This is a genomic window from Terriglobia bacterium, from assembly GCA_035712365.1.
GTDB lineage: Bacteria > Acidobacteriota > Terriglobia > UBA7540 > UBA7540 > SCRD01.
Map to the genome: position 1 here is coordinate 71,886 of DASTAW010000032.1, position 24,636 is coordinate 96,521.

The 24,636-nt window shown below is 59.1% G+C and carries 14 protein-coding genes and 1 pseudogene; 9 read left to right on the forward strand and 6 right to left on the reverse strand.

Going from position 1 to position 24,636, the window contains the following annotated elements; genetic code table 11:
* Positions 1-557 precede the first annotated feature (557 nt).
* Positions 558-1,970, reverse strand: a complete 1,413-nt coding sequence (locus VFQ24_09470) for a tetratricopeptide repeat protein (protein HET9178570.1) — start codon at positions 1,968-1,970, stop codon at positions 558-560.
* Between the two features lie 317 nt (positions 1,971-2,287).
* On the opposite strand from VFQ24_09470, the gene VFQ24_09475 reads away from it, so the two are divergent.
* From VFQ24_09475 to VFQ24_09490, 4 genes and pseudogenes are all read left to right on the forward strand, one after another.
* Positions 2,288-2,470 carry a hypothetical protein gene (locus tag VFQ24_09475; protein ID HET9178571.1) on the forward strand — a complete coding sequence of 61 codons (183 nt, stop codon included), beginning with the start codon at positions 2,288-2,290 and terminating at the stop codon, positions 2,468-2,470.
* Positions 2,404-3,585: pseudogene (locus tag VFQ24_09480) on the forward strand (site-specific DNA-methyltransferase). The gene VFQ24_09475 and the pseudogene VFQ24_09480 overlap by 67 nt, the downstream one beginning before the upstream one ends.
* A 56-nt stretch (positions 3,586-3,641) precedes the next feature.
* Complete coding sequence (locus tag VFQ24_09485) at positions 3,642-4,289, forward strand: hypothetical protein (protein HET9178572.1); 648 nt, start codon at positions 3,642-3,644, stop codon at positions 4,287-4,289.
* Positions 4,290-4,420: 131 nt separating this feature from the next.
* Entirely contained in the window at positions 4,421-7,138 is a 2,718-nt protein-coding gene (locus VFQ24_09490; protein HET9178573.1) for a DEAD/DEAH box helicase family protein, read from the forward strand.
* Between the two features lie 375 nt (positions 7,139-7,513).
* Here the strand turns inward: VFQ24_09490 and VFQ24_09495 are convergent, their stop codons facing one another.
* Both VFQ24_09495 and VFQ24_09500 read right to left on the reverse strand, forming a co-directional pair.
* Complete coding sequence (locus VFQ24_09495; protein HET9178574.1) at positions 7,514-8,203, reverse strand: hypothetical protein; 690 nt, start codon at positions 8,201-8,203, stop codon at positions 7,514-7,516.
* Between the two features lie 38 nt (positions 8,204-8,241).
* Positions 8,242-9,189, reverse strand: coding sequence for a tetratricopeptide repeat protein (locus tag VFQ24_09500; GenBank protein HET9178575.1), 948 nt, complete (start codon positions 9,187-9,189; stop codon positions 8,242-8,244).
* A gap of 451 nt (positions 9,190-9,640) precedes the next feature.
* Between VFQ24_09500 and VFQ24_09505 the strand changes: the two genes are divergently transcribed.
* Positions 9,641-11,419, forward strand: coding sequence for an MFS transporter (locus VFQ24_09505; protein ID HET9178576.1), 1,779 nt, complete (start codon positions 9,641-9,643; stop codon positions 11,417-11,419).
* A gap of 71 nt (positions 11,420-11,490) precedes the next feature.
* Here VFQ24_09505 and VFQ24_09510 read toward each other — a convergent pair whose 3' ends face one another.
* From VFQ24_09510 to VFQ24_09520, 3 genes are all read right to left on the reverse strand, one after another.
* Positions 11,491-14,157 (reverse strand): DUF6600 domain-containing protein, encoded by a 2,667-nt coding sequence (locus tag VFQ24_09510; protein HET9178577.1) that lies wholly within the window; start codon positions 14,155-14,157, stop codon positions 11,491-11,493.
* A 247-nt stretch (positions 14,158-14,404) separates the two neighbouring features.
* Complete coding sequence (locus VFQ24_09515) at positions 14,405-15,805, reverse strand: sigma-54 dependent transcriptional regulator (GenBank protein HET9178578.1); 1,401 nt, start codon at positions 15,803-15,805, stop codon at positions 14,405-14,407.
* A gap of 59 nt (positions 15,806-15,864) precedes the next feature.
* Positions 15,865-17,106 (reverse strand): ATP-binding protein, encoded by a 1,242-nt coding sequence (locus VFQ24_09520; GenBank protein HET9178579.1) that lies wholly within the window; start codon positions 17,104-17,106, stop codon positions 15,865-15,867.
* 850 nt (positions 17,107-17,956) lie between these two features.
* On the opposite strand from VFQ24_09520, the gene VFQ24_09525 reads away from it, so the two are divergent.
* From VFQ24_09525 to ppc, 4 genes are all read left to right on the forward strand, one after another.
* Entirely contained in the window at positions 17,957-18,913 is a 957-nt protein-coding gene (locus VFQ24_09525; protein HET9178580.1) for a LysR family transcriptional regulator, read from the forward strand.
* A gap of 68 nt (positions 18,914-18,981) precedes the next feature.
* Positions 18,982-20,415, forward strand: coding sequence for an aspartate kinase (locus VFQ24_09530; protein ID HET9178581.1), 1,434 nt, complete (start codon positions 18,982-18,984; stop codon positions 20,413-20,415).
* A 140-nt stretch (positions 20,416-20,555) separates the two neighbouring features.
* Positions 20,556-21,845 carry a threonine synthase gene (gene thrC / locus VFQ24_09535; protein ID HET9178582.1) on the forward strand — a complete coding sequence of 430 codons (1,290 nt, stop codon included), beginning with the start codon at positions 20,556-20,558 and terminating at the stop codon, positions 21,843-21,845.
* Between the two features lie 36 nt (positions 21,846-21,881).
* Positions 21,882-24,578, forward strand: coding sequence for a phosphoenolpyruvate carboxylase (gene ppc, locus VFQ24_09540; GenBank protein HET9178583.1), 2,697 nt, complete (start codon positions 21,882-21,884; stop codon positions 24,576-24,578).
* Positions 24,579-24,636 lie beyond the last annotated feature (58 nt).

Here is a 24,636-nt window from a genome sequence, read left to right on the forward strand (position 1 = left end):
AAAGACAATCTTCAGACCTGGCTGAATTTTCAGGGGCGCCATTCTCGGAACCACCCCCAATGGCCGCTGGCGGAATGGCCTAGCCCGATCAAAAAGCGCACGCCACCCTTCAGACACGAAACTTGCGTACATTTAACTTTCGCGGCGCTCTGGGCGTCTTTTAATAAAGCTGGAATTTTTGTTAAATTTTTGTGAATCGACCGGAGCTATTGACTTTAAACTCCTTTGGAATGAATAGCTTGGCGCTGGCGGCGCGCGTAGCGGGGTAGCACAGCCACTCCTGGTTGTGAGAACGGGATAAAGAGACAGGCACGAGCGCCTGTGCTGCTGCTGTGGTAGCACAGCCACTCCTGGCTGTGAGAACGGGATAAAGAGACAGGCACGAGTGGCGGTGCTGCTGCTGTGGTAGCACAGCCACTCCTGGCTGTGAGAACGGGATAAAGACACAGGCACGAGTGCCGGTGCTACTGCTGTGGTAGCGCAGCCACTCCTGGCTGTGAGTGACCGCACACATGCCAAACAGCGGAATGTATCCGCCACCCAACAAACACGGCATCCTAAGGCTTTTGATCGAGGTCTTTGAGGCCCCTCTCGATGCGATCGCGCAGCGCCGTCTGGCCGCGGGCCGCTGCGGCGTCCCGGGCTCTGCGCCCATAGGCCAGTGCGTTCTGCCTGTCCCCGGCGCGCGCATAGGTGGCTGCCAGCGCGTAAAGGTAAGTGGGCGTGTGGTCGTCCTCCGGGGTAAGGATTTTCTTGAAGTGCTCGATGGCCCCGGCGTACTCGTTTCGGTTGGCCAGAATGCGGCCAATATGAAAGTGCGCGAAACGATAATCTGGCTTCCGCTCGACCGCCTTTTCGAAGGATTGCAGAGCTTCGTCCAGCTTGCCCTGCTGCTCAAGCGCCACCCCCAGGTTGTTGTAGGCCTCAGCATAAACGGGATTAGCCTTCAGGGCCCGCCGGAAAGCCTGCTCCGCTTCCGCCATCTTTCCTTCCCCCATGAGGAGCACGCCATAGTTGTAGTGAGCCTCCGCAAGATTAGGATTTAGGCGGACCGCTTCCCGGTAGTGTTCCCCGGCCTTTTCCGGCTGCTTCGTTTTTCCGTAGAGAATAATGAGATTGGCATGGGCCAGGGCCAGCCCCGGATCAAGTTCGAGTGCTTTCAGGTGGGCTGCGATCGAATCTTCGATTCGCCCCGCCTCTTCAAGCTGAATACCCTGCTCGACGATTGATGCCGGGCCCCGGTCGCGGGTCCGCAGTGCATCGCGCAGCGGGTCCTGAATCGGCGGCACAAGCGTCGGGTTGGCGTCGTGGAGTTTGAGTTGCTCTTCGGACTTCCGGAGGTCGCCCAGCCGGCGATAGGCCCTCGCCAGCGCGTAATGCGCAGCGCCGTAAGCCGGGAAAAGTTCACAGGCTTTCTGGTAGGATTTCACCGCCCCGGCCAAGTCCCCCTGTGCAGTGCGAATCCGGCCCAGACCGTAATAGGCCTCCGCCACTCCAGGATGGCCCTTGATGATCGCGTCGTACATGCTTCCGGCCGCTTCCAGCTTCCCGGAAGTCAGCAGGCTTTCCGCCAGCTTCAGACGCGCCGGAAGATAATCGGGATCCAGGCGCAGCGCCTCGCGGAAGGTGGCTGTCGCCCCCGCGCGGTCCCCTTGCTCGGTGCGCAGCGAGCCCAGATAGTAGGGCCATCGGAATGACTTGGGATCGAGCTGATGGGCCCGCTCATAACAGATGGCCGCGAAATCACGCCGCTTGTAAACGTCCAGCAACATGCCAAGCTCGCCATTGGCCTCGGCATCGTTGGGGTTGGCGCGGGCCGCTTCATAGGCCTTCGCAACCTGTTCACGGACCACGGCAGGGAATTCGCTCAAGTCAATCTGCGGCAGGGCAGGGAAACGAGCATTCTGAGCGCCCAGGACAAGCGCCCCCATTCCCACCGCCGCAATCACGCTGAGCAAACACCGCCGCATGCCTGCCATTGTAAGATCAGGCGCGACCCTAAAATCAAGCCGGGCACGGTAGGGGCGGGGCTTGCCCCGCCCGCTTGCCCCGCCCGCGTCAGACAAAAAGGGCACGGCAAGCCGTGCCCCTACTGGTTTTCCGGTTGCGGTGGGACGCCTTGGCGACGGGGCACGAAAAGCCGCGGCACAAAATTGCACAAACGGCCACGTGTTCTTCTTGAATCGGCGGGGCGGGTGGCCTATAGTTTCGTGGTTAGCGGCGTAGGGGTAGGGCTTGCCCTACCCAGGGCACGGCAAGCCGCGCCCCTACTGGGACTGGAACCTTCATGCCACGGCTAACCGAACAGGAACAGCAGGAAATCATCCGATACATCGAGGCCGGCAAGCCGCTGCCGGACTATTACCGCTTTTTGCTCTTTGAAGAAAAACGCGAAGTTGAACTCGTCTGGAACGGCAAGTTGCCACCGACCTTGGCAAATTCGCCATCCACACCACGCGCAAGCGCATGATCGGCGTGCAGCGCCAGCTCAAAGCTGAGGGCAAGGATTATCGGGCATTTGAGATTCTGAATCTGGGCAAGTACGAGCGCCAGCACTACATCGGTGTCAACCCCAACCTGCGCGAGGCGGAACAGCAGAAGCAATTGGAAGAGAAAGAAGCCGCCTTCGTGGATTTGATCCTGCGCGCCTACCGCGCCGAGCGGACCGATGGCTTCAGGACGTTTCAGGGCAAGAAGGCCAGACGGCTGGTTTCCGTAGGGCCGGTGAACCTGCCGGTAACACGCCTGTATGTGGAAGAGATCATCCTGGAATGCCGCCAAAAGCACATTACACGGGTGGACGTCCTCGGCTTTGAATATGAGATGGGCCTGTTCCCGAACGTGCGGGACGAGGCGCGCGACAAAGGAATTGACATTGCGCCTAAATGCATTCCGGCCACCGTTTTTGACAAGCGGGCAGTGGAAAAGAACCAAGTGGTGTTCCATGATGTGGCCGCCATCGAGGTGAAGGTCCATGTAGGGGCGGGGCTTGCCCTGCCGGATCGCGCCGTAGGGGCAGGGCTTGCCCTGCCCTCGTCAGGCAAGAAGGGCACGGCAAGCCGGGGCACGGCAAGCCGTGCCCCTACGGTTGCGGTGGAATTGACCGATTTTTCGGTGTTTTATTCCCAGGATTCCATTGCCAATGCCGAAGCGACGCTCAAGAACAAGTCCAGCAAGATCGTGGTGGAACGCGGGCAGATCGTGAAAGTGAGCAAAGATGCCAATGGCATCGTGAACCGGGAAGTGCTGACAAAGCACTGGACGGACTGGATTGATTATTGGGCCGTCGATTTTAACTTTGAGAGCAAGCGGGAGCTCATCCGCGTGAAGCGCGGCAATCCAAAACAAGCCCAGATGCCGGGGATGGAAAAGCCCGAGCAGATGGATCTGCCGGAATATGAGGAGGTCTGGACTGGTGATTATATTTTTGAGAACGAGTGGCAATCCTTCCGCACCAGGAAGGACCGCACGCTGGAACTCATGAGCGTGTTTCACGAATGCCCGCCGGGACGGCGCAAGATTGCCGTGAAGGTGGTGGATATCTTTGGGAATGACACGATGACCATCGTTGAGGTCAACGTGTAGGGGCAGGGCTTGCCCTGCCCAGGGCACGGCAAGCCGTGCCCCTACAGGATGGGAATGTGAATTACGATCCGCGAATACATCATCGACGATCCATTCGCCTGCGCGGACACGATTACGCGGGAGGCGGCGCGTATTTTGTTACCATTTGCACCCAGTCCAAAAGATGCCTGTTCGGCGAAATCGTTGAGGGCAACATGATCCTGAACAATGCCGGATGGCTTGTTCAGCGAGCCTGGCATGCATTACCGCAGCGGTTCGGGTCGCTGGTGCTGGACGCATTTCAGATGATGCCCAACCATTTGCACGCGATTTTTGTTTTGCCCGGACCTGGATTGGAACCGGCCATAGCCGTGGCGACTGGCGCCCCCGTGATTCAACCGTCCGGCGCGACCGTAGGGGCAGGGCTTGCCCTGCCCAATCGCACCGTAGGGGTAGGGCTTGCCCTACCCAGGGCACGGCAAGCCGTGCCCCTACGATACGACCCGTCCCGCTGTACCAGCATGGGTGACGTGGTGGGAGCGTTTAAATCAATCAGCACCATCGCCCTCAACAAATTGGGGTCGTGCCCGGGAGCACGCCCTTTGCAGAGGAACTTCTACGAGCACACCATACGCGACGTCGGCGAGCTGGAGATGATTCGGGATTATATCGTTCACAATCCTCAATGCTGGTCGGAGGATCCCGACAATCCGGACGTGGCGTAGGGGGCGGGGCTTGCCCTGCCCAATCACACCGTAGGGGCGGGGCTTGCCCTGCCCTCGTCAGGCAAGAAGGGCACGGCAAGCCGTGCCCCTACAAATTGGGTGGCGGCAAACCGTCCCGCCACAAGGACAAAATGGCGCTACATAAAAACTTCCCTGAATCACCCTATGCCATTCTCGACCCGGCTGTGCGCTGGTTTCCAGCCGATGAAGCCCTGCGGGAAACAACGATGGACAAACTGATGCCCCCGCTGGTGCCAGAACTCCGCCGGCAAGTGAAGCGATGGCGGGACCGCGGTTACGCCGGGGCGGCGGATACCAGCAGGAGCCTCCTGACCTGGTGGTTCAACACGCCGCATCTGGTGGAAGGCGGGGGAGGAACCGGGACCAGTGAGTTTCAGTATTACTTTGCTCAACGCGAGGCGATGGAGGCGATTGTCTACCTGTATGACGTGGTGCAGGTGAAGGACAAGTACGACCTGATGCGCTTCGATAGTTCGGGGCTAGTTGCGGCTGGCATGTTCGATGAGAGCTGGAGGCGTTTCGTAGTGAAGATGGCAACCGGAACAGGCAAGACGAAGATTCTGAGCCTTGTGTTAGCCTGGAGCTTTTTCCATAAGCTGTACGAGCCGGAATCGAATCTGGCGCGGAATTTTCTGGTGATCTCCCCCAACATCATCGTTCTCGATCGCATCTACAAGGATTTTCAGGGGCTGCGTATCTTCTTCGAGGACCCCATCCTGCCCGAAGACGGCATCGATGGGCAAAACTGGCGGGATGACTTTCAACTGACCCTGCACGTGCAGGATGACGTGCGGGCTGTTCGTCCTACGGGAAACATCTTCCTGACCAACATCCATCGCGTTTATGCCGGCGATGACACAACCCCTTCGCCCGACGATGAAGATACGATGGACTATTTTCTCGGCAAAAGGCCCACCGGCGCCACCACCGACTCAAAAGTAGACCTGGGAATGATCGTGCGCGACGTGGACGAACTGGTGGTGCTGAATGATGAGGCCCATCACATCCACGATAAGAGCATGGCATGGTTCAAATCCATCGAAGACATCAACATCCGCCTGAAGCAAAAGGGCACTGAGCTTGCCCTCCAGGTGGACGTGACCGCCACTCCAAAAAACAACAACGGCGCGATTTTTGTGCAGACCGTGGCCGACTATCCGCTGGTGGAAGCCATCTGGCAAAATGTGGTTAAGCATCCTGTGCTGCCCGACGCTCCAAGCCGGGCCAAGCTGGTGGAGCGCCAGAGCGCCAGGTTCACTGAGAAATACTCTGACTACATCCACCTGGGCGTCATCGAGTGGCGCAAGGCTTATGCCGAGCACGAAAAGATGGGCAAGAAGGCCATCCTGTTTGTGATGACGGATGACACCCGGAACTGCGACGATGTGGCCGAATATCTGCGCAGCACCTATCCCGAATTTGCCGCTGAGGATGCGGTGCTGGTGATCCACACCAAACAAAACGGCGAGATCTCTGAAGCGACGTCCGGCAAAGGCAAGGAAGAGATGGACAGGCTGCGCGAGCAGGCGAATGCGATTGATGATCTGGACAGACCCGCGAAAGCCATCATCTCCGTCATGGTGCTGAAAGAGGGCTGGGACGTGCGCAATGTGACCACCATCGTGGGTTTGCGCGCCTATTCAGCGCCGAGCAACATCCTGCCTGAACAGACCCTGGGGCGAGGACTGCGGAAAATGTATGAGGGCGCCGTGGAGGAATACGTCAGCGTAATCGGCACCAGCGCATTTATGGATTTTGTGGAATCCATAAAAGCAGAAGGCGTGGTGCTGGAGCGCAAACCCATGGGTGAAGGCTCCGAGCCCAAGACGCCGCTGGTGGTGGAAGTTGACCAGGAGAACGGCAAGAAGGACATCGAGGCGCTGGATATTGCGATTCCAGTGCTAACACCTCGGGTTTACCGGGAATATAAGAACCTGAGCGCGCTGGATGTTGACAAGCTCAGCCATCAGCGTGTGGCCTACCGGCAATTCAGCGAAGAGGAGCAGCGGGAGATCGTATTTAAGGACATTACCACCGGCGAGGTGACGCATACCACCATTCTGGACACGGCGGGCATCGCCGACTATCGCAGCGTGATCGGCTACTTCGCGCAGACCATCATGAAAGACTTGCGCCTGGTGAGCGGCTACGACGTGCTGTACGGCAAAGTAAAAGCCTTTGTGCAGAACGAGCTATTTGGTAGGGCTGTGGACCTGGAAAGCCCCAATACTCTGCGCAACCTCTCCGAACTGACGGCTGCAAAGACCCTGGTGGAAACCTTCAAGAAGGCCATCAATGCCTTGACGGTGCAGGACAAGGGCGACGCAGAAATCCGGGACACCATCAAGCTAAGGCAGACACGCCCGTTTGTGGCGAAAGAACAGGGTTATCTTCTACCGAAGAAGAGCCTATTCAATCGCATCATAGGCGACAGCCCCTTCGAGTTGGAGTTTGCCAGCTTCCTGGAGGATTGTGGCGACGTTGTTTCGTATGCCAAGAATTATCTGGCAGTACACTTCAAGCTGGATTACGTGAATGCGGACGGCGACATCTCAAATTACTATCCGGATTTTCTCGTCAAGCTCTCACCTAAGCAGATTTACATCGTCGAAACCAAAGGCCAGGTGGACCTGGACGTGCCGCTCAAGATGCAACGCCTCCGGCAATGGTGTGAAGACATCAATGGAGTGCAGAAAGACGTGAAGTACGATTTTGCCTACGTAGATCAGGAAAGCTTTGAAAGATTCAAGCCTGCCTCTTTTAAGCAGTTGGTTGATGGTTTCAGGGAATACAAGGCGGAAAGTTCAGGTTCCGGCCACAGCAGCTAAATCAGCATGCGGCTGCGCGGACCGTCGCGCGTCGCATGGCCTGCCGGGCAGGGGACAGTTGAGCTACGATGCTGAGGGGATACGGCAGCGGTTGCCGCTCGTTCAATGTTGATCGAAGTGCGTTCGCCGAGTTTTTGACTAGGCTTTATTAAGTAGGCTAGAAAATGCCTCCCAAGCGCCCCGAATGGGACGTATGGGATTTTCGCCCCACCAAAAAGTGTATTTTATAAAACACAGATAATAAATAACTTAGTAAATTTCTACGATGCAGAAATTTTGCTTTGACGCAAAATGTGTCTAATTCTCGAACAGCGGGTAAAAATTACAAAAAGGCTCTTCGTTACTTTGGAGGGCGCGAGGCTGGCGCTCGAAACGCTATTCGTCTTCGCCGCTGAAGATATAAATTCCGCCCATGTGGACTTTGAGGGAAATGTTCTGGGTCCCGGCAGGGTTCCAGAAGAGCACCTTCTTGCTGAATCCTGCCTCGTTCTCGCCATGCAGGTCGCTCTGGACGTTGCCCAGCCAGGTTTTGGCGCGGACCGATCTCAGCCGATCGATAAACGGAACATCGATTTCCACCTGCCCGTAATTCACAATAATTTTTTCCTGTCCCGCAACTCCCCGCACCGTAACATCTCCATCCACGCACTTCAGGACCAGGTTGCAGTCGTAGGGCATATGAATGTGGAAGTCCACGGAAAGGTTTGATTCGCCGCGAAAGGGGCGCCAGGGCCTGCGGGCCGGATAGAGAGTACGAAGTTGGAGCATCTCATCCTGCCCACTCAGCAGAATCTTGATTCGCTGATAGCGGCGCTCAGCCTCCTCCTTTGAATTGGCGTGCACAACCTTCTCCGCCTCGATCTCCACGTGCGGATCGTCCCAGCCCGTGATGTAAATGTCGCCGGTGCGCACGTCCATGGTGAACGTGGCGGATGAAAACAGGCGGCGGTTGTAGTGGGAGGTCTGCCGGAATTCGTCGGCGCGAGCGGACGACGCAAAGAGGGCCAGGCCGCAAAAGGCCATCAGCAGGAGATATCGAAATGGTTTTCTCCAGGATTTCTGCATCGATTTTGCGGCTGCCCAGGATTGCGAGTCAGCCCGCCTCACTGCGATGGCGCAGGGGCTTCTTCCGGCGGATTTGCCTGGCTCTTGAGCGTTGCCACCACCAGTTCTTCTCTTTTGGCTTCCAGCGGTTTCCCCTGCTGGTTATAGACGCCGGCCAGCATGGCGTGAGCGTCAACATCATCGGGCGCCATAGCGATGACCTTTTTGAGCTCCGCCTCGGCCCTGGACCATTGCTTACGCGCCTCGAAGACCCTGGCCAGCCCGTAGTAGGCCTGGGAAGCGAGCGGCTTGATTTCGGTCCCGCGGCGATAGAGCGCTTCCGCCGAATCAAGGTCCTGTTCCGCCAGCTCGGCGTCACCGGCGCTCCAGTAGACATCGTAGAATTTTGGATTGACGCCCAATTCTTCCCGGTACTCGCTGAGAGCTGCCTTGTTGTCGCCCTGGCTGGCATGGATTTTTCCCAGGTTGTAATGAACCAGAGGCAGGCCCGGCGAAATCTCGAGCGCCTGCTTCAGTTGCTGGATCGCGGGCGCATCATCGCCTCGTTCCCGGTAGGCAATACCCAGCATCAGGTGAGCTTTGGCATCGCGGGGGCTGACGTTGAGGAAGTTCTGAAGCATTCGCACGGCTTCGTCGTAATCATTGACTTGCATGTCGAGCAGAGCGAGGTCGTAGTAGTTCTGGGGTATGGTGGGATCAAGCCGGATCGATTTGTTGAAGCTCTCGCGGGCCTCTTCCTGTAGCCCGTTTTTTGACTGAGCCACCGCCAGCAGGTGCATGAGGACGGCTGAATCCGGAAATTCCTGGACCGCCCGGCGTGCATCCGCCAACGCAGACTCGATGTGGCCGGTTGAAATTTCCCAACCGATTTTGTGGGTGATGGGGTCTGAGGGTTTATCCTGCGCGTGGAGCAGCAGTGACTGACCGTGCCACAAAGCAAAGATAATTGTGAGCGATGCCGCGAGGCGCTCCCGCCGGTTAAGCATTTTGCTCCTCTGTGGCATGTTAGGCAGGGTCCGGCAGCGAAGTCAAATCAGCGACCGGCGGCGGCAAAGATCGCCATTAGCAGCCTTTCCGCTGCGCGTCCCGAGGGCAGGGGCCGATGGTCCCGGCATCGAGTGGGAAATCGCGTGTGCGAAAATGCATCCGATGGTAGGATGGACGCTTTGCGGTGCCCATCTATTTGCGCCCGGCATCAGCCGGCGGGGCAAGTTGCCGGCCGTTCTGGAGAGAATGCGCGTGGTATGTTTGCTATCGGTATCATCTATCGCTCTGGCAGAGACAACGTGGGACCCGAGCAAATCACGCCGGTGCGCAACTGGCGTTCTGGCGCGGAAAAGCCAAAGCACGAACACGGTTCAAGGGTCCCACGCGCCCGGTAAGGTATCCTGGACAAGTCCTTAAAGCGGCCAAACATAAAAAGCTGAAGAGGCTGACATGACAATACTCAATTTCAAGCCGGCGAGCTACAACCGCTTCCTGAAGCTCGTGGCAGGTCTGGGCGGGCTGCTCTACGGCATTGACGTGGGCATCATCGCCGCCGCCCTCCCTTACTTGGAAGCCACTTCGGGACTGACCGCGGGGCAGATTTCCTTTGTCGTTGCCGCCGTGCTGCTGGGCACCGTGATCTCCACCCTGTTCGCCGGAGTGCTGGCGGATGGCATCGGCCGTAAGCGCCTGATGATCCTGAGCGGGGGGCTGTTTGCCGCCAGCATTCCCATCATTGCGCTCTCGCAGAGCTATGAGTTGCTCATCATTGGCCGGTTGTGCCAGGGCATCAGCGCCGGGTTGATCGGCGTCGTTGTCCCTTTGTATCTTGCCGAGTGTCTGGCGCCGGAAGACCGTGGCCAGGGCACGGCCATGTTCCAATGGCTGCTCACCATCGGCATCGTGGCGGCGGCCAGCATCGGTATGTACTTCAGCTTCCGCGTTGACGAGGTAGCCAAGCTGGGCAATCCGCAGATACTGTTCACCTATAAGGATTACGCCTGGCGCAGCATCTTCTGGGTTTCACTGCCGCCGGGACTCCTCTTCGTGCTGGGCGGCTTTCTTGTGGCGGAGTCGCCGCGCTGGCTTGTCCGGCGGGGGCAATTGCAGCTTGCCCTGGATGCGCTCCTGCGTTCGCGGACTCCGGACAATGCGAAGCTGGAACTGGAGGAGATGGAACGAAATCAGGCCGCGGAGAGCGCGAAAGCCGAAGGCAAGCGTGCTGGCGAAAGCCTGTTGCAACGCAAATACGTGCTTCCTTTTATCCTGGCCTGCGTCATTCTGGCCCTGAACCAGACAACCGGCATCAATTCGATCATCGGGTACAACACCGCCATTCTGATCCAAAGCGGCTTGTCGGACGTGGCGGCGCACTGGGGGTACATCCTGTTCACCGTAGTTCAGGCCCTGGGTACGGTTATCGGTATGGTGCTTGTGGACCGCAAAGGGCGTACTTTCCTGCTTTCGCTCGGTACCGCCGGGATCGTCGTGGCCCTTTGCGCGACGGCCTTCCTGTTCCACCGCAGTGAACGGAACCGTGTGGACGTGAGCCAGGCAGTCCAGGCCACGGTAGCTGGCAAATCAACTTTGAGCGTGCATTACACGCCGGAACTTCAGCAGGAATGGCTGAAGGAAGCTGGCGACACTCGGCTGGCCGGGCTGCCGACAACGCTCACCATCATTTATTCATACGGAGATTTCAGTGCCGTGACGCCCGCCATGGCCTCCAATCAACCGCTGGCGACACCGGTGCAGTTGAGCCGTGGAGACTGCGTGCCCGGAAACAAAGTGGTGGCCTTTTTCTCCAACCCCGTTGGCAATCTCGAACAGGCCCAAACGGCTCCGTTGCGCATTGAGCATGCCCTGATCACCCCGTTGCCCGCCCGCGGACATGGCTGGCTTGTAGCCTTGACGCTGTTCATTTTTGCCACATTTTACGCTCTCGGACCCGGCATCTGCGTCTGGCTGGCTTTGTCCGAACTCATGCCGACCCGTATCCGCTCAAACGGCATGAGCATCGCGCTGGTCATCAATGAAGCAGTTGCCACGTTCCTGGCAGCCATCTTTCTGCCCGCGGTGGGCCGTTATGGCTATACCACAATGTTCTTGATTTTCGCCGGCTTCACCGTCTTCTACTTCATCACGGTGACTTTCTTCCTCCCTGAAACCAAGGGTAAAACTCTGGAGGAAATCGAGGCCTTCTTTTCGAAGGCGGAAGCCGGAGCCTGAACACGGAAACGGCCTGGGAGTTACAAACCCAGGCCGTTCCACTTCTTCATCCTCACGGACTCTACTGTTGATCAGCGCCGATGGGGCCCGCCGCCACCCCCGCCACCGCTATGTCCACCACCGCCGCCGCCTCCTCCGCCACTATGCCCACCACCGCCGCCGCTGCTATGCCCACCGCCACCGCCTCCCCCGGAACTGTGCGAAGGCGCCGAATACGAACCCCGATTGCCCCCACCGGAGTTCCCGTGATAGCTCGGGGCGGAGTGTTGTTGATAGGTCGGCCTGGAGCCACCTTCGAATCCGCCATAAGAGCGGGAACGAGGTTCGCTGACGATCGGCTTGTTCAACTGCAACGGCGGGCGTGAATAAGCGCCAGGGCTGCTGTAGCCTGGGCGATTCTCGTTCCTGGGTTGCGAATATCCGCGGTTCGACGCCCCGTTGTTGTAAAAACCACCACCACCGCGCTCCGCCGGAGCTTCCCGTTGCGGTTGAAAGCGGTTCCACCCGGCGGAGTTCCCATTGTTGCTCTGAGGCATGGTCCGCGAGTTGTTATTGAAGCGCTGCTGGTTCTGTGGAGCAGACTGCGGCGCCGGCTGTGGGGTAAAGCTCCGAAACCGGCTGTTGCTCGGCTCGCTGCGCGGCGCCTGATTATCGCGTTGGTTCAAGCCCTGCGTGTTTCGGTTCGGCGCCTGGCTGGGCGACGATGGCGCTACGCCGGAAAACCGCCGCCAGTTGGTCTGCGGCTGCCCGGATTGCGGCGCAACATTCTGCCGCTGCTGCGGATTGCCGCGAACAACGGGCGCGGAGTTCTGGCGCACTTCGTTGCCGCGCGGTTGTGCCGAGGGCGCCCCAGTCCCGAAGTGACGGAAGCTGGACTGGCTGGGCTGAGCGTTGCGCCCGTTTCCGGGATTGATATTCTGCCGCTGCTGTGGATTCTCCCTGGCTACCGGCGCTGAGTTCTGGCGAGCCTGGTTGCCGCGCGCCTGCTCTGCGGGCGCACTGGGGCCGAAGCGGCGCATGCCGGGCTGGCTTGCCTGCATGCTGCCTGCGCCCCCTGGCCTGCCGTTTTCCCGTCCTTGCTGGTTTCCGCGAATCACCGGGGCTGGACTCTGCCGTGCCGAATTGCCCTGGCCCTGCGGTCCGGTCGGACGAGACATCTGGAATCCCCGGTCGGCACCGTTGTTGGCCGCCTGCCGGTTAGCGCCAGGCGCCTGGACGTTGTGGGTTTCTACCATGCGGCGGATGGAAGCCGACTGGTTGTTGAACGAGCGATTGCTGTTGGGTGTTGCCACCGTCTGCCGAGTATAAAAATGGGTGTCGTTGGCCCGAGCCCTGGTCGCCGCTGAAACATTTGCCCCGCGGTTTACCACACGCAGGCTTTCGCGTGTGGGCACCACAGGCAGCGTGCCGTGAACAACGCTGGCGCCCCGCAGCATGGCCGTACTCACAACCTGGTGGTTGCGCGGTACGGCCTCGCGCCCGAACCTGTCTGAGGGCATCGTGACAACCGCCCGGCGAACGTGGATATTGTTCTGTATCACCGAGAGGTTCGAGCCGCCGTAGCCTCCCCGTCCGTGGCCGCGTCCTCCGTTGCCGCCCCGGCCGTAAAAATTGTTAATGTTATTGATGTTAGTGATATTGATGGCAGTGAAAGAGCGGTCCCGTCCGTGCCCCCACCACCGATGGAACTCGTCACGAGGGCCAAGCGGACACCAGCCGATTGACCGGTACCCATATCCAAAACCAAATGAGAAGTGGTAGCGGCCATACCCGAAGCCGAAAAAGGACACGTAAGCGGGCGCCCACAGCGGGCGGTAGAAGGGCGTCACATAACCCGGCCACCAGCACCAACTGCTGCCATAGAAGAACCAGCGGCCATAGTGATAAGGCGCCCAGCCCCACGGATCATAGGAAACCCAGGTCCAACCGTAGTATGGTTCCCACACCCAGCGCCCGTTGCTGTACGGCACCCAGCCGGCGTTCACATAGGGCGTCCAGCACCAATCGTATCCGGGAACGTAAGTCCAGCGGCCATTTGCGTCCAGGTCCTGCGCGCCGGTGTAGTAACGGTTTACGTGACTGTAGTTTTGCGCGCTGTTGATCACGCCATTCCGATCGCGGTTCCAGTTGTCCCAGTCGTCAAGCGGGCGCGCATCCGCAATCTGATATTGCGGATTCTGGGCGCCCTCGACCGTGATCTGCTGGCCCGCATTGATGTTGGTCGATCCCTGCGGGGTGGAAATCTGCGCCTGGCCGTCGCGGACCGTAATCAATGAGAGTTCATTCGAGTTGACGTCGATGCGATAGGTGCCTGCCTGCAACGGCTGAACGGCCACATTCGGAGTGTCAATCTCAGAGGTTGCCTGGTTGTCTTTGAATACCGCCAGGTCCACAGTGCCTCGCGCCACCTGGAGCTGAATGCGCGAATCATTCAGGTCGGCAATTTTGACTTCGGCGTTGTCCGCCAGCCGCAGTACGTTCGAGTAGTCAAGCTGCACCTCGGCGTGCGAGCCGGGACCGGTGGCAATCGTATCGCCCGGAACCAGCGGTGTGTTTACTGTTACGGCCACCCACTCGTTCGCATCGCCACGCTCCATTGAAACGTCGCCTTTGATCAGACTGACGCGTGCGACGCCAGTGGAGGTTTGCGATTGAGCCTGGCCAAACAAGGGGAGGCCGGCCAGTGCCAGCGTTGCTACGATGACGCCTGCCGCGAACTTGATCTTGTGTACTCTCATGAACCACCTCCGAGCCCGGTCGCATCTCTTGGCGAACGTTGCCCGACTGTGCTCTGGCAAGATGATTGCCAAAACTTCACCAAGCGCCGATGGAGGCATCTGATAATAAAGGGCTTGCGTAGAGGGATGAATTTGATGTCAAACTGACGAGTGGGCTTTGGCCGATATCAGCCTACTGTGGTGGATTTCAACCACCGGTGCGTGAAGATCCAGATTTCGCAGATTTTCTGCCCGGCCTGGCGGTACGTCACGATTCCGGTTCGTCTGGGACGCCGATTTTGGATAGGCGATAGCGCAGTGCGTTGCGCGAGAGCCCAAGGAGCCGGGCGGCCTGGCTCTTGTTGCCGCCGGCGCGCTGCAATGCTTCCTGGATCAGCTTGTCTTCAAACTGTTCGAGCGTCAGACCCTCCGGAAGCAGCGGCAGCGCGGAGCCGTCTGCGGCCACGGCTGGAGCATCGAGACCGGCGACGCTTCCGGAAGGCCTGGCAATATCGAGCCGAATATCTCCCACATCGATCCTGGGTCCGCCGGCCATCACGATCGCGCGCTCGATGATGTTCTCGAGCTCCCGCACGTTCCCAGGCCAATGGAAATCCACCAGCAGCCGCATGGCCTCGGGCGTGATACCTTCGATCTGCTTCCCGGAGCTATCCGCAAAGCGCCTGACGAAGTGATCGACGAGATAAGGAATGTCTTCCTTATGGTCGCGTAATGGCGGGATAGAGATGGGCACCACGTTAAGCCGGTAATAGAGGTCCTCCCGGAAGGTCCCCTGTTCAAGCGCGGCGCGGAGGTCCTGATTAGTGGCCGCAATCACGCGCACATCCACCTTGATTGTTTTGGTTCCTCCCAGGCGTTCAAACTCGCGTTCCTGCAGGACGCGAAGCAGCTTGACCTGAAGGCTGCCCGGCATGTCGCCGATCTCGTCCAGGAATATGGTGCCCTTGTCGGCCAGTTCGAATTTGCCGGGTTTTGCGGCGACGGCGCCGGTGAAGGCGCCTTTCTCATAGCCGAAAAGCTCGCTTTCCAGGAGGTTTTCCGGAATGGCCGTACAGTTGATCTTGATGAACGGGCCGTTCACACGGCGTGAATGCTGGTGGATGGCGCGGGCGATCATGTCCTTTCCCACTCCGCTTTCGCCGCCCAGCAGCACCGTAGCATTGGTGGGCGCCACCTGCTCCACCGTGGCCAGCACCTCCTGCATCCCGGGGCTGTTCGCTACAATGTTGTCAAACTGGTACCGCCGGCCGAGCGCCTCCTTCAGTTGGCGGTTTTCTTCATGCAGCCGCGTCACCTCAAGTTCCTTGCGGACAATCAGCTTGATTTCTTCGATGGAAAACGGCTTGAGCGCGAAGTCGCTGGCGCCGTCCTTCATTGCTTCCACGGCGGTTTCAACTGTACCGTAAGCGGTCATCACGACCACGGGAATTGCCGCGTTGGCACGCTTCACTGCCTGCAGAAATTCCAGTCCATTCATCCCTGGGAGTTTCACGTCGCTGAGGACCAGGTCAATTTTGTCGCTGGCGAGAATCTTCAGGCCATTTTCGGCGGTGGTGGCGGTGCGGGTCGTGTAACCGTCGTCAGCCAGGTTCAGCTCCAGCAGGCGCAGCATTTTCGGCTCGTCTTCGACAATCAGAATGGTTGGCATTGCGGGATTCCTTTACCATTTAGAGCAGCGAGCCCGGTGGCAGAGCGCGGGTCAGTTCCTCATTCCGCCGGGAGAAACACGCGGAAACAGGCTCCGCTTTCCCTGCCCGGTTCCACGCGAATCCATCCGCCGTGGTCGTCCACAATTTTTGAAACGATCGAAAGTCCCAGCCCCACGCCGTTGCTCTTGGTGGTGAAAAAGGGATTAAAGATCTGCTCGCGCAGTTCCTGAGGAACTCCGGGTCCGGTGTCGGAAAAAGCAATTTCCACTCCGCGCCGGCCGTCGCTGAATTCTTTTGAAACCTCAACCCGCAGCGTGCCGCCGGTGGGCTCCATGGCCTCGTAGGCATTGAAGACAAGGTTCTTAAAGACCTGCTCGGCGAGTTCCGCGTCAGCCGGCACCGCTGGAAGCCCGCTCGAGTAGTCGCGCTCCACTTGCACCGTGGAACCGGGCCAGCGCTCCTGGGCCGCTTTGAGCGCGTGCTCCACAATCTGCGAAATGTCTTCCGGCTGCTTTTTCAGTTCCAGCGGCTTGGCGAAACTGAGAAATCGGCTGACCAGCGAATTCAACCTGTTTACTTCGCTTGAAATGTACTCAGCGAGTTCCCGTGCCACGGGATCTGCTGTGGGAAGTTTGCGGCCCAGCGTTTCAGCGGACCCCTTGATGACGCCCAGCGGATTGCGAATTTCGTGGGCAAGTCCGGCGCTGAGTTGTCCCAGTGCCGCCAGCCGCTCTGACCGGCGGGCTTCCGCCTGCACCTGTTCGAGCTGCTTGTTCGTCTCCCTCAGTTGATCGGCAACCTGCCGGTAGCGCTCGGCCTGGAGGCGGCTTTCCATCACGAACCGGTTTACCAGCATCGCAGCCAGAAAGAAAAAGAGGTTGCGGATGGCAAGTTCTTTGACGCCGCTCACTGTTATGCGGTACACCTGCAGGGCAGGAATCAGGAAGGAGCAGTAAGCCGCCGAGGAAAGCGCCGTCCAGCCCAGCGTTCCCCAGGGACCGGAGTACATCGCCGCCGTGACCACGGGCACGTAATAAATCAGGTAATAGCTTGAATTGATGCCGCCCGTGTGCCAAATCAGCAGCGAGGAGAGTCCAATCATGATGATGATGCTGTACGCCTCGCCTTGCCGCCCCGCCCAGCCAATAAAGCTCCGCTCAAAAACCTGGAACAATCCGATGGCGACCAGGATGATCTGCGCATGGATTTCAGAAACCGGGAAGAGCACTGCGAGACTGGCCAGAAAGACCAGCAGCAGTACGTCCATCCAGGCAAATTTCATCCGGCGTTGTTCAGACATCTTGCAGGCTCGAGCGGCTCCAATTTACCACGCCTGTAGAATGTTTTGACAGGACCTTAGCAGTCCATCCACCTGCGGAATGCGTCCCAGTTTCTCACAAGGCCAGTGTTTGCAACAGGAAATAATCATCTTGGCAGAAGAATAGATTGACAGTCCCTTGAGCATTGTGACATATTCACCAGCAATGTGTAGGGAGGGGGCACGGGAATCTTTCCTTCCAATACCCCCGTGTGTTGTTCAGCACGGTTCCCGGCCCCCACGAATAAGCATTTCTTTCCGGCTGAGGTCAATCACTCTGCAAATCGAACGAGGCAACCCCCGGTTTAAGTCTGGAACTTTAGTGGGAAATGGGGTTTGGTGTGGGCTAGCGTTTGAGCATTAAAATATTTAGTATCAATAGCTTGATCGGGAAGCTCGAGGGTGGTACTAGAGTACTAGTACCATTGTACCTTGACGGTCATTAACTAAATAGGTAAAAAGGGAGTGTCAGGATGCATGAGGGGGGCAGGGAGTCGATCCTCCAATATCCTCGTAGTTTCCCGCAGGATCTCCCGCCTATTACCCGCAGACTAAGAACGTCGATTCCATGCCCCTCTGCAGTTCTTCCTGACGCAAGCCGGCCTGAAGCCAATCCGCTGTGCTCTTAATTCCTGCGACTCGCCTCATAAGCATTGGGAACCAATTATCACGTGTCCTGCAAAACCCTCGGCTGCGAATTTGAGAGGGTCCACGGCGGGACCTTCTGTCGTTACGCGAATGTTGAACGCCCGGCGACTCGCATCCAGGGCTTCTGACTACCTGTAGCTCGCCTTTTTCCCTCCCATGCGCCCGTCAGGATAAAGTAGAATGTATGGTTTGTGACCAGCGAGTGCATCAGGCCATGGACTACGACCAGTTAGCGAGTTTTATCCAGGTCGCCAAGCTACAAAGCTTTTCCCGTGCGGCGGAAAAGATCTATCGCACGCAGCCGGCGATCAGCGCCCAGGTGCGGTTGCTCGAGCAGGAGTGCGGAGAAAAGCTCTTTGACCGCAGCGGAAAGAAGGTGCAGTTGACACCTGCTGGTGAGATCCTTCTGCGCTATGCCGAGCAACTCCTGGCCCTGCAGAAAGAGGCGCTCCAGGCGATCGCCGAACTCAACCAGACCCCGCGGGGAAAGCTTTACATCGGCGCCAATGAGGCCACCTGCCTCTACGTTCTGCCGCAGACCTTCGCGCATTTCCGCCAGCTTTATCCGCTGGTCCAGATCAGCATTTACCGCAATTTCAGCCACAAAATTTTGCAGAAGGTACAGGAAGGCGCTGTCGATCTGGGCATCGTGACGCTGCCCCAGAGCGCAAACAATATTGAAGTGATTCCGGTGTTCCGCGATGAGGTCCAGGTGGTGGTGCCCAAGGACCATCCGCTGGCCAAAAATAAGAGTGTGACGGTGGAGGAAATTGCGCAGCACCCGCTGATTCTGCCCAAGACCGGACACACGCGCGTGGTGATTGACCGCCTGCTGCGCGACTTTCGCGACCACATACAGATTTCGATGGAGCTGGCAAGTGTCGAGACGCAGAAGAAGTTTGTCGGCGCCGGCCTGGGCATTTCATTGATCAACCGGGCGTATGCGGAGCCGGAAGTGGCCGCCGGCGTGCTGCAACTGATTCCGCTGGAAGGCCAGAAGCTGTATCGGGAGCTTGGCTTGATTTATCGCCGTGACCGGTATCTGTCATTGCCAGCCAAGGTTTTTCTGCAGGCTGTACAGGATGCAGCCAAAGCCTCGCAACCCAAAGCTGCCAACACTACGAAATCGAAGACCCGCTAGTGGGCGGAGGTTTGTGGGGCTCCGCTCAGACGGCTGGGCGTGCCTTTGTTTGTCTGCCAGGTGAAGAGATGGTGAAAGCGAAAGAGAATGCGGGCAAGGGTAAACGGCCGCTGATTGTCATGAAATTCGGCGGCACGTCCGTCGGCAGCCCGGAGCGCATGCAGGGGGTGGCCGAGATTTTGGAAGAGCACTCCAGGCATGCTGACGTTGTGGCTGTGGTGTCCGCGATGGGCGGGGCCACGAACATGCTGATCCGCGCCGCTACCCAGGCCAGCCAGGGGCAGGAAGGACCCTGGAAAGGTTCGCGCCAGGAGCTTGCGCGCCGCCATCGCGAGGTGGCAGACCAGTTGCTCTCCGCAGCCGAGCAGGCCAGCGTCCTGCCCCGCCTGGCTGAGCAGGTGAAACATTTTGAGGACCTTTGCTCGGGATTCACGCTGCTTCGCGAAATCACGCCCCGTGGCATGGACACGCTTTCGAGCCTGGGTGAAGTGATGTCTGCCACGCTGGTGTCAGCCGTCCTGCGCTCGCGGGGATTGAAGTCCGAGGCCGTGGACGCCGTGGAATGCATTGTGACGGATGACAATTTTGGCAACGCCAGTCCGCTTTTCGAGGAATCCGCCGTCAAAACACACGAGAGACTTGGTCCGCTCGTGAAAAGCGGCGTGGTTCCGGTCATCACGGGTTTCCGCGGGGCCACGGCGGAAGGCGTCTGCACCACGCTTGGCCGCGGCGGCTCTGATTTCAGCGCCACCATTCTGGGCGCGGCGCTGGATGCCGACGAGGTCTGGATCTGGACGGACGTGGACGGTGTCATGACGGCAGACCCGCGCCTGGTGCCGGACGCGCGCATCCTTCCCGAAATCTCCTATCGCGAAGCGATCGAGCTCTCATACTTCGGCGCCAAGGTGCTCCACCCCAAAACGATTCTGCCCGTGATGCAAAAGAAGATCCCGGTGTGGATCAAGAACAGCTTTAATCCGTCCTGCCCAGGGACTTGTATTGTGCCTGCCGCAAAGAATGGCCAGGCCGGCATCAAGGCGATTACATCCGTCAAAGAGGCGGTACTGTTAACTCTGAGCGGAAGGAATGCCGTCACGTTTCCGCAGCTTGCCGCCCGCGTATTTAATTGCCTCTACCTCGAAGGCGTGTCCACATTGATGGTCACGCAATCCTCGGCGGACAACGTGCTGTGCTTTGCCATTCACCAGGCGGACCTGCCGCGGGTGAAATCGGAACTCGAAAAGGTGTTTGAGCTTGAAATGCTGCACGATTACGTAGGCGTCCTGGAAGTGATGCCCAAGGTGGCCATTGTGGTGACGGTGGGTGAAAATATGAAGGGCACGCCCGGCATCTCGGGGCGCGCCTTCGGAGCGCTAGGCCACAAGGGGATTAATGTTATTGCGATTGCCCAGGGCTCTTCAGAATTGAGCATTTCGTTCGCAGTCAAATCATCGGATATGAAGGACGCTGTTAAGGCGATCCACGAAGAGTTTCACCTTTAGCGAAACCAGGCGTCTGCGCCGACCGATATTGTTCCGTGCCGGGTTCTTAGGAGAAGCAGTCCCACAGCCAGCCCCTGGCCCGCTGGCCCTGGCTTTGGTTTCCACGGCGGGGAAAATCGCCTGGTCCTGGAAGAAGTTGCATGGCCCTCACATATCTGCAGTGCATTGAAGAAACCTGCGGCCGCAAGCAGGACGGGAAGAAAGAAATGCACCAGTGCGCCTGGTGCGGCGGCCTGCTCGAGGTCAGGTATGAATTCGATATCGGGGACCCCGAGTCCCTGCGGACCGCCTGGCACCAAAGACGGCTGAGCGGTGAACCCATCGACCGCAGCGGCGTTTGGCGCTTTCGCGAATTGCTGCCTTTCGTCGGGCAGGACGATCGGGTTATTTCGCTTTCAGAAGGCTCGACGCCTCTGGTGGGAACCCGGCGCGCCGGCTGGTGGGCCGGACCTGTCCATCTCACCATCAAGCACCAGGGCATCAACCCGACAGGCTCGTTCAAGGACTTGGGCATGACCGCCTGCATGACGCGGGCCGCGTCGCTGGGCGTCCGCATGGTTGCCTGCGCGTCTACGGGAAACACATCCTCTTCAATGGCCGCTTACGCGGGCCGCGCGGGAATGAAGGCCGTTCTGTTTGTTCCTTACCGCCAGATTTCGGCTGCCAAGCTGGCGCAAGCCCTGGATTTCGGGGCCGTGGTCATCGAAATCGGCGACACGTTTGATGAAGCGTTCCAGTTGTTACGCCAGGTGGCCGCGGAAATGGATTTCTATCTGGTGAATTCCATCAACCCATTCCGCATTGAAGGCCAGAAGACCATTGTGGCTGAGATGATGGAACAGCGAGCCTGGCGGCCGCCCGACTACATCGTGGTGCCCGGCGGAAATCTCGGGAACGCCTCGGCCATCGGCAAAGGCCTCCGGGAATTGAAGGAGATGGGCTTTATCGAAAAGGTGCCGAAGGTAGTAGTGATCCAGGCCGCTGGCGCAGACCCGTTTTTCCGCACCCTCCAGACCGGTTCGCCGGACCTGGTTGCAGTGGAAAAACCGGACACCGAGGCCACGGCCATTCGCATCGGTCGCCCCGCCAACTGGAAGAAGGCCCGCCGCGTGCTCGAGTGGACCGGAGGTTTCTGCGAGTCGGTGACGGACGAGGAGATTTTTGAAGGCAAAGCCGCGCTCGCCGAAGACGGCGTGGGCTGCGAGCCCGCTTCCGCCGCCACCGTCGCCGGTATTCGCAAGCTGGTACGCGCCGGCAGGATCGAGCGCCACGCCGACATCATTGCAGTCCTCACGGGCCACCAGTTAAAAGACACGGATTACGTGATTCGTCATCGCTCGGCTGAACAGTCCCGCCAGCGAGTGCGCGTGGATGCCAACATGGATGCCTTGCGAAAGGCGCTGGAAAGCGTGCTGGCGGTTGCCGCATAAATTTAACTGATTATCGGGAAGGCGTAACGGACCCCTATGGATGAAATTCTTCGCCGCGAAGTTCGCATGCTTACGACACGATTGGGGGCGCTGATCCAGGAGCAGTGCGGCCGCAGGACATTTGAAGCAATCGAAACGCTCCGGCGCCTCTCGAAGCAACTTCGCCAGAGCTCCGACCCCAAACTCCAGGCCGCCGGTGACCGCGAGGTGCGCAGCTTGTCGCTCGATCGCGCCGCCGACGTGGCGCACGCCTTCAGCCTGTTTTTCCACCTGGTTAACCTCTGCGAAGAGCGGCAGCGCATCCGCCGGCTGCGGCACTACGACTCGGGAGATGATGGGGCGCCGATGTCGCTCCGTAACACGTTCGCGCGGCTGGCCAAGGATAATGTTCCCGTGGCAGATTTCGCCCGCCTGCTGCGATCCATGCGAATTGAGCCGGTGCTGACTGCCCATCCCACTGAAGCAAAGCGCCGCAGCGTGTTCAATCACGTGCTGCGCATCGGCCATTCGCTTGACGCGCTCGGCGGGTCGCCCGAGCATTCGATTGAAAAATCCGTGGACCCCTGGATCGAGGCACTGTGGCTGACGGAGGAAACCCGCGAACGCCCCATGACTCCTGAGCTGGAAGTCGAGAACTCGCTGGTATTTCTGGAGCGGACGATTTATGACCTGGCTGGTATTTTCTGGGAACGGTTTGTGCAGGAGATGGGCCGGTATGCGCCGGGCCTGGCGGACGAGGCCCCGTGCATCCGGTTCGGCTCGTGGGTAGGAACAGACCGTGACGGCAATCCCAACGTGACAGCGAAAACCAGCCTGAGCGCCGCCGAGCGGCTTCGCCGCAGCATTCTGGATTATTACCTTCGCAGGCTGGATGAGTTCCTCAGCGTGATCTCGTTTCCGTGCTCGCGGCCGGGGCCCGAACGGACCGTGCGCGAGGACATTGAGCGCGACATGACTCGTTTTCCCGCCACGCGGGTGTTTGAAGATATTGACCAGCCTCATGAATTCTACCGGCGGAAGATTCGCATCATGCGGTGGCGCCTCGAGCGGACGCGGGAGAGGGTGCGCGGGGCTTATGCCGATGCGGAGGAGTTCAAGCGAGATGTGGAGCTGATCGAACGGTTGCTGATGGACCATCCCAGCCCGCGCGTGGCCCGCCTGGAGCCGGGACGCCTCCGCGCGGCCGTGCAGGTTTTCGGTTTTCACGCGGTCAGCCTGGACTTCCGGCAGCACTCATCGCACCTTCGCAGTGCGGCGGATGAGGTCCTTCACGCAGCGCGCCTTCCTGTGGAGCCCGAGCAGGCACGCATTCAGTCAATCCACGCGCTGCTTGAAAGACAACCGCGCCGCCTTAAACTTTCGGATGCTGCCCGGCTCACATTAGAAGAGTTCGAAACGCTGGGGCAGATCCAGTCGCGCAACGGCGAGACGGCTTCTCACCGCTACATCCTCAGCATGACCAACGGGGCCGCAAACATCTGGGACATTGTTCTGCTGGGATGGCACGCCGGGCTCGTCAAGGCGCAAGACGGCGGCAGGCTCCGATCAGCATTCGACGCCATCCCGCTCTTTGAAACCGTGGACGACCTGGAAGCCGGACCCGGCATCCTGGAGCAGCTTCTGAAGGACCCTCAGTACCGCCGCCTGCTGCGCTCCCGCGGCAACTTCCAGGAAGTGATGCTGGGCTATTCCGATTCCGTCAAAGACGGCGGTTACTTTGCAGCCAACTGGGCGCTGTTCGGCGCGCAGAAGCGCCTGTGGGAAGTGGCTGAGAAATACAAGGTCCGCCTGGGCTTCTTCCATGGCAAAGGAGGGACCATCGGACGCGGCGGGGGGCAATCGCACCGTAGCGTCCAGGCACAGCCTTACGCGGCGCCCGGCGGCCGAATGCGCATCACCGAACAGGGTGAGGTTATTTCGCTGAAGTATGCCAACCTGGAGATTGCCGAGCGAAACATCGAGCAACTGGTCACATCGGTTCTGGACGCCCTGCTGCTGGCCCCCAAGCATCCGCTGCACGAGAAGCAGGCGGCCGCCTGGGAGGAATATGCGCAGGAAATCGCCTCGGCCAGTTGCGAATTCTACCGCAACCTTGTCTATGACACCCCCGGCTTCGTGGAATTCTTCCGCCAGGCCACGCCCATTGACCTGATTGAGAGTCTCCGTCTGGGATCGCGGCCCAGCCGCCGCTCCAACACGCGAGACATCAATGAGCTGCGCGCCATTCCGTGGGTGTTTGCCTGGACGCAGTCCCGCCATTTCATTCCGGCCTGGTATGGCCTTGGTTATGGGCTGGAGAAGTTCCTGGAAGGCCATCGCCCCGATGGTCTCGATCTGCTGCGGCAGATGTACCGCCAGTGGCCCTTCTTCGCCGTGATCATTGACAACGCCGAGGCATCGCTGGCCAAAACGGACCTCTACATCGCGCGCCGCTATGACGCTCTGTGCCGCCCTGCAAGCCTGCGGCAGCAGATTTCAGGCCGCATCGAGGACGAGTACCAGCGCACAGTCAAATGCGTGTTGGGGATTTCCGAATCGGCTCAGCTATTGGAACGCCAGCCCGTGCTCGAGGAGTCCATCCGCCTGCGCAATCCCTACGTGGACCCGCTCAACTTTCTCCAGATCCGCTTCCTGGAAAAATGGCGCCGCGAGCCTCAGCCCTCGCCGGAGCTGGTGCGACTGCTCCAGATCACCGTGGGCGGCATCGCCTTCGGCATGAAGAGCACGGGGTAGCCGCCCCCCTGCAAAGTAGTGCCTTACTACTTTGACCAGTGGCCGCACCGCGCTGGCT

Bases quoted from the DNA above. Each gene is read 5' to 3' on its own strand.
- VFQ24_09505 (HET9178576.1), top strand. From the start codon at position 9,641: ATGACAATACTCAATTTCAAGCCGGCGAGCTACAACCGCTTCCTGAAG.
- VFQ24_09500 (HET9178575.1), bottom strand. From the start codon at position 9,189: ATGCTTAACCGGCGGGAGCGCCTCGCGGCATCGCTCACAATTATCTTT.
- VFQ24_09470 (HET9178570.1), bottom strand. From the start codon at position 1,970: ATGCGGCGGTGTTTGCTCAGCGTGATTGCGGCGGTGGGAATGGGGGCG.
- VFQ24_09475 (HET9178571.1), top strand. From the start codon at position 2,288: ATGCCACGGCTAACCGAACAGGAACAGCAGGAAATCATCCGATACATC.
- VFQ24_09515 (HET9178578.1), bottom strand. From the start codon at position 15,805: ATGCCAACCATTCTGATTGTCGAAGACGAGCCGAAAATGCTGCGCCTG.
- VFQ24_09530 (HET9178581.1), top strand. From the start codon at position 18,982: ATGGTGAAAGCGAAAGAGAATGCGGGCAAGGGTAAACGGCCGCTGATT.
- VFQ24_09510 (HET9178577.1), bottom strand. From the start codon at position 14,157: ATGAGAGTACACAAGATCAAGTTCGCGGCAGGCGTCATCGTAGCAACG.
- VFQ24_09495 (HET9178574.1), bottom strand. From the start codon at position 8,203: ATGCAGAAATCCTGGAGAAAACCATTTCGATATCTCCTGCTGATGGCC.
- VFQ24_09520 (HET9178579.1), bottom strand. From the start codon at position 17,106: ATGTCTGAACAACGCCGGATGAAATTTGCCTGGATGGACGTACTGCTG.
- VFQ24_09525 (HET9178580.1), top strand. From the start codon at position 17,957: ATGGTTTGTGACCAGCGAGTGCATCAGGCCATGGACTACGACCAGTTA.
- ppc (HET9178583.1), top strand. From the start codon at position 21,882: ATGGATGAAATTCTTCGCCGCGAAGTTCGCATGCTTACGACACGATTG.
- thrC (HET9178582.1), top strand. From the start codon at position 20,556: ATGGCCCTCACATATCTGCAGTGCATTGAAGAAACCTGCGGCCGCAAG.
- VFQ24_09490 (HET9178573.1), top strand. From the start codon at position 4,421: ATGGCGCTACATAAAAACTTCCCTGAATCACCCTATGCCATTCTCGAC.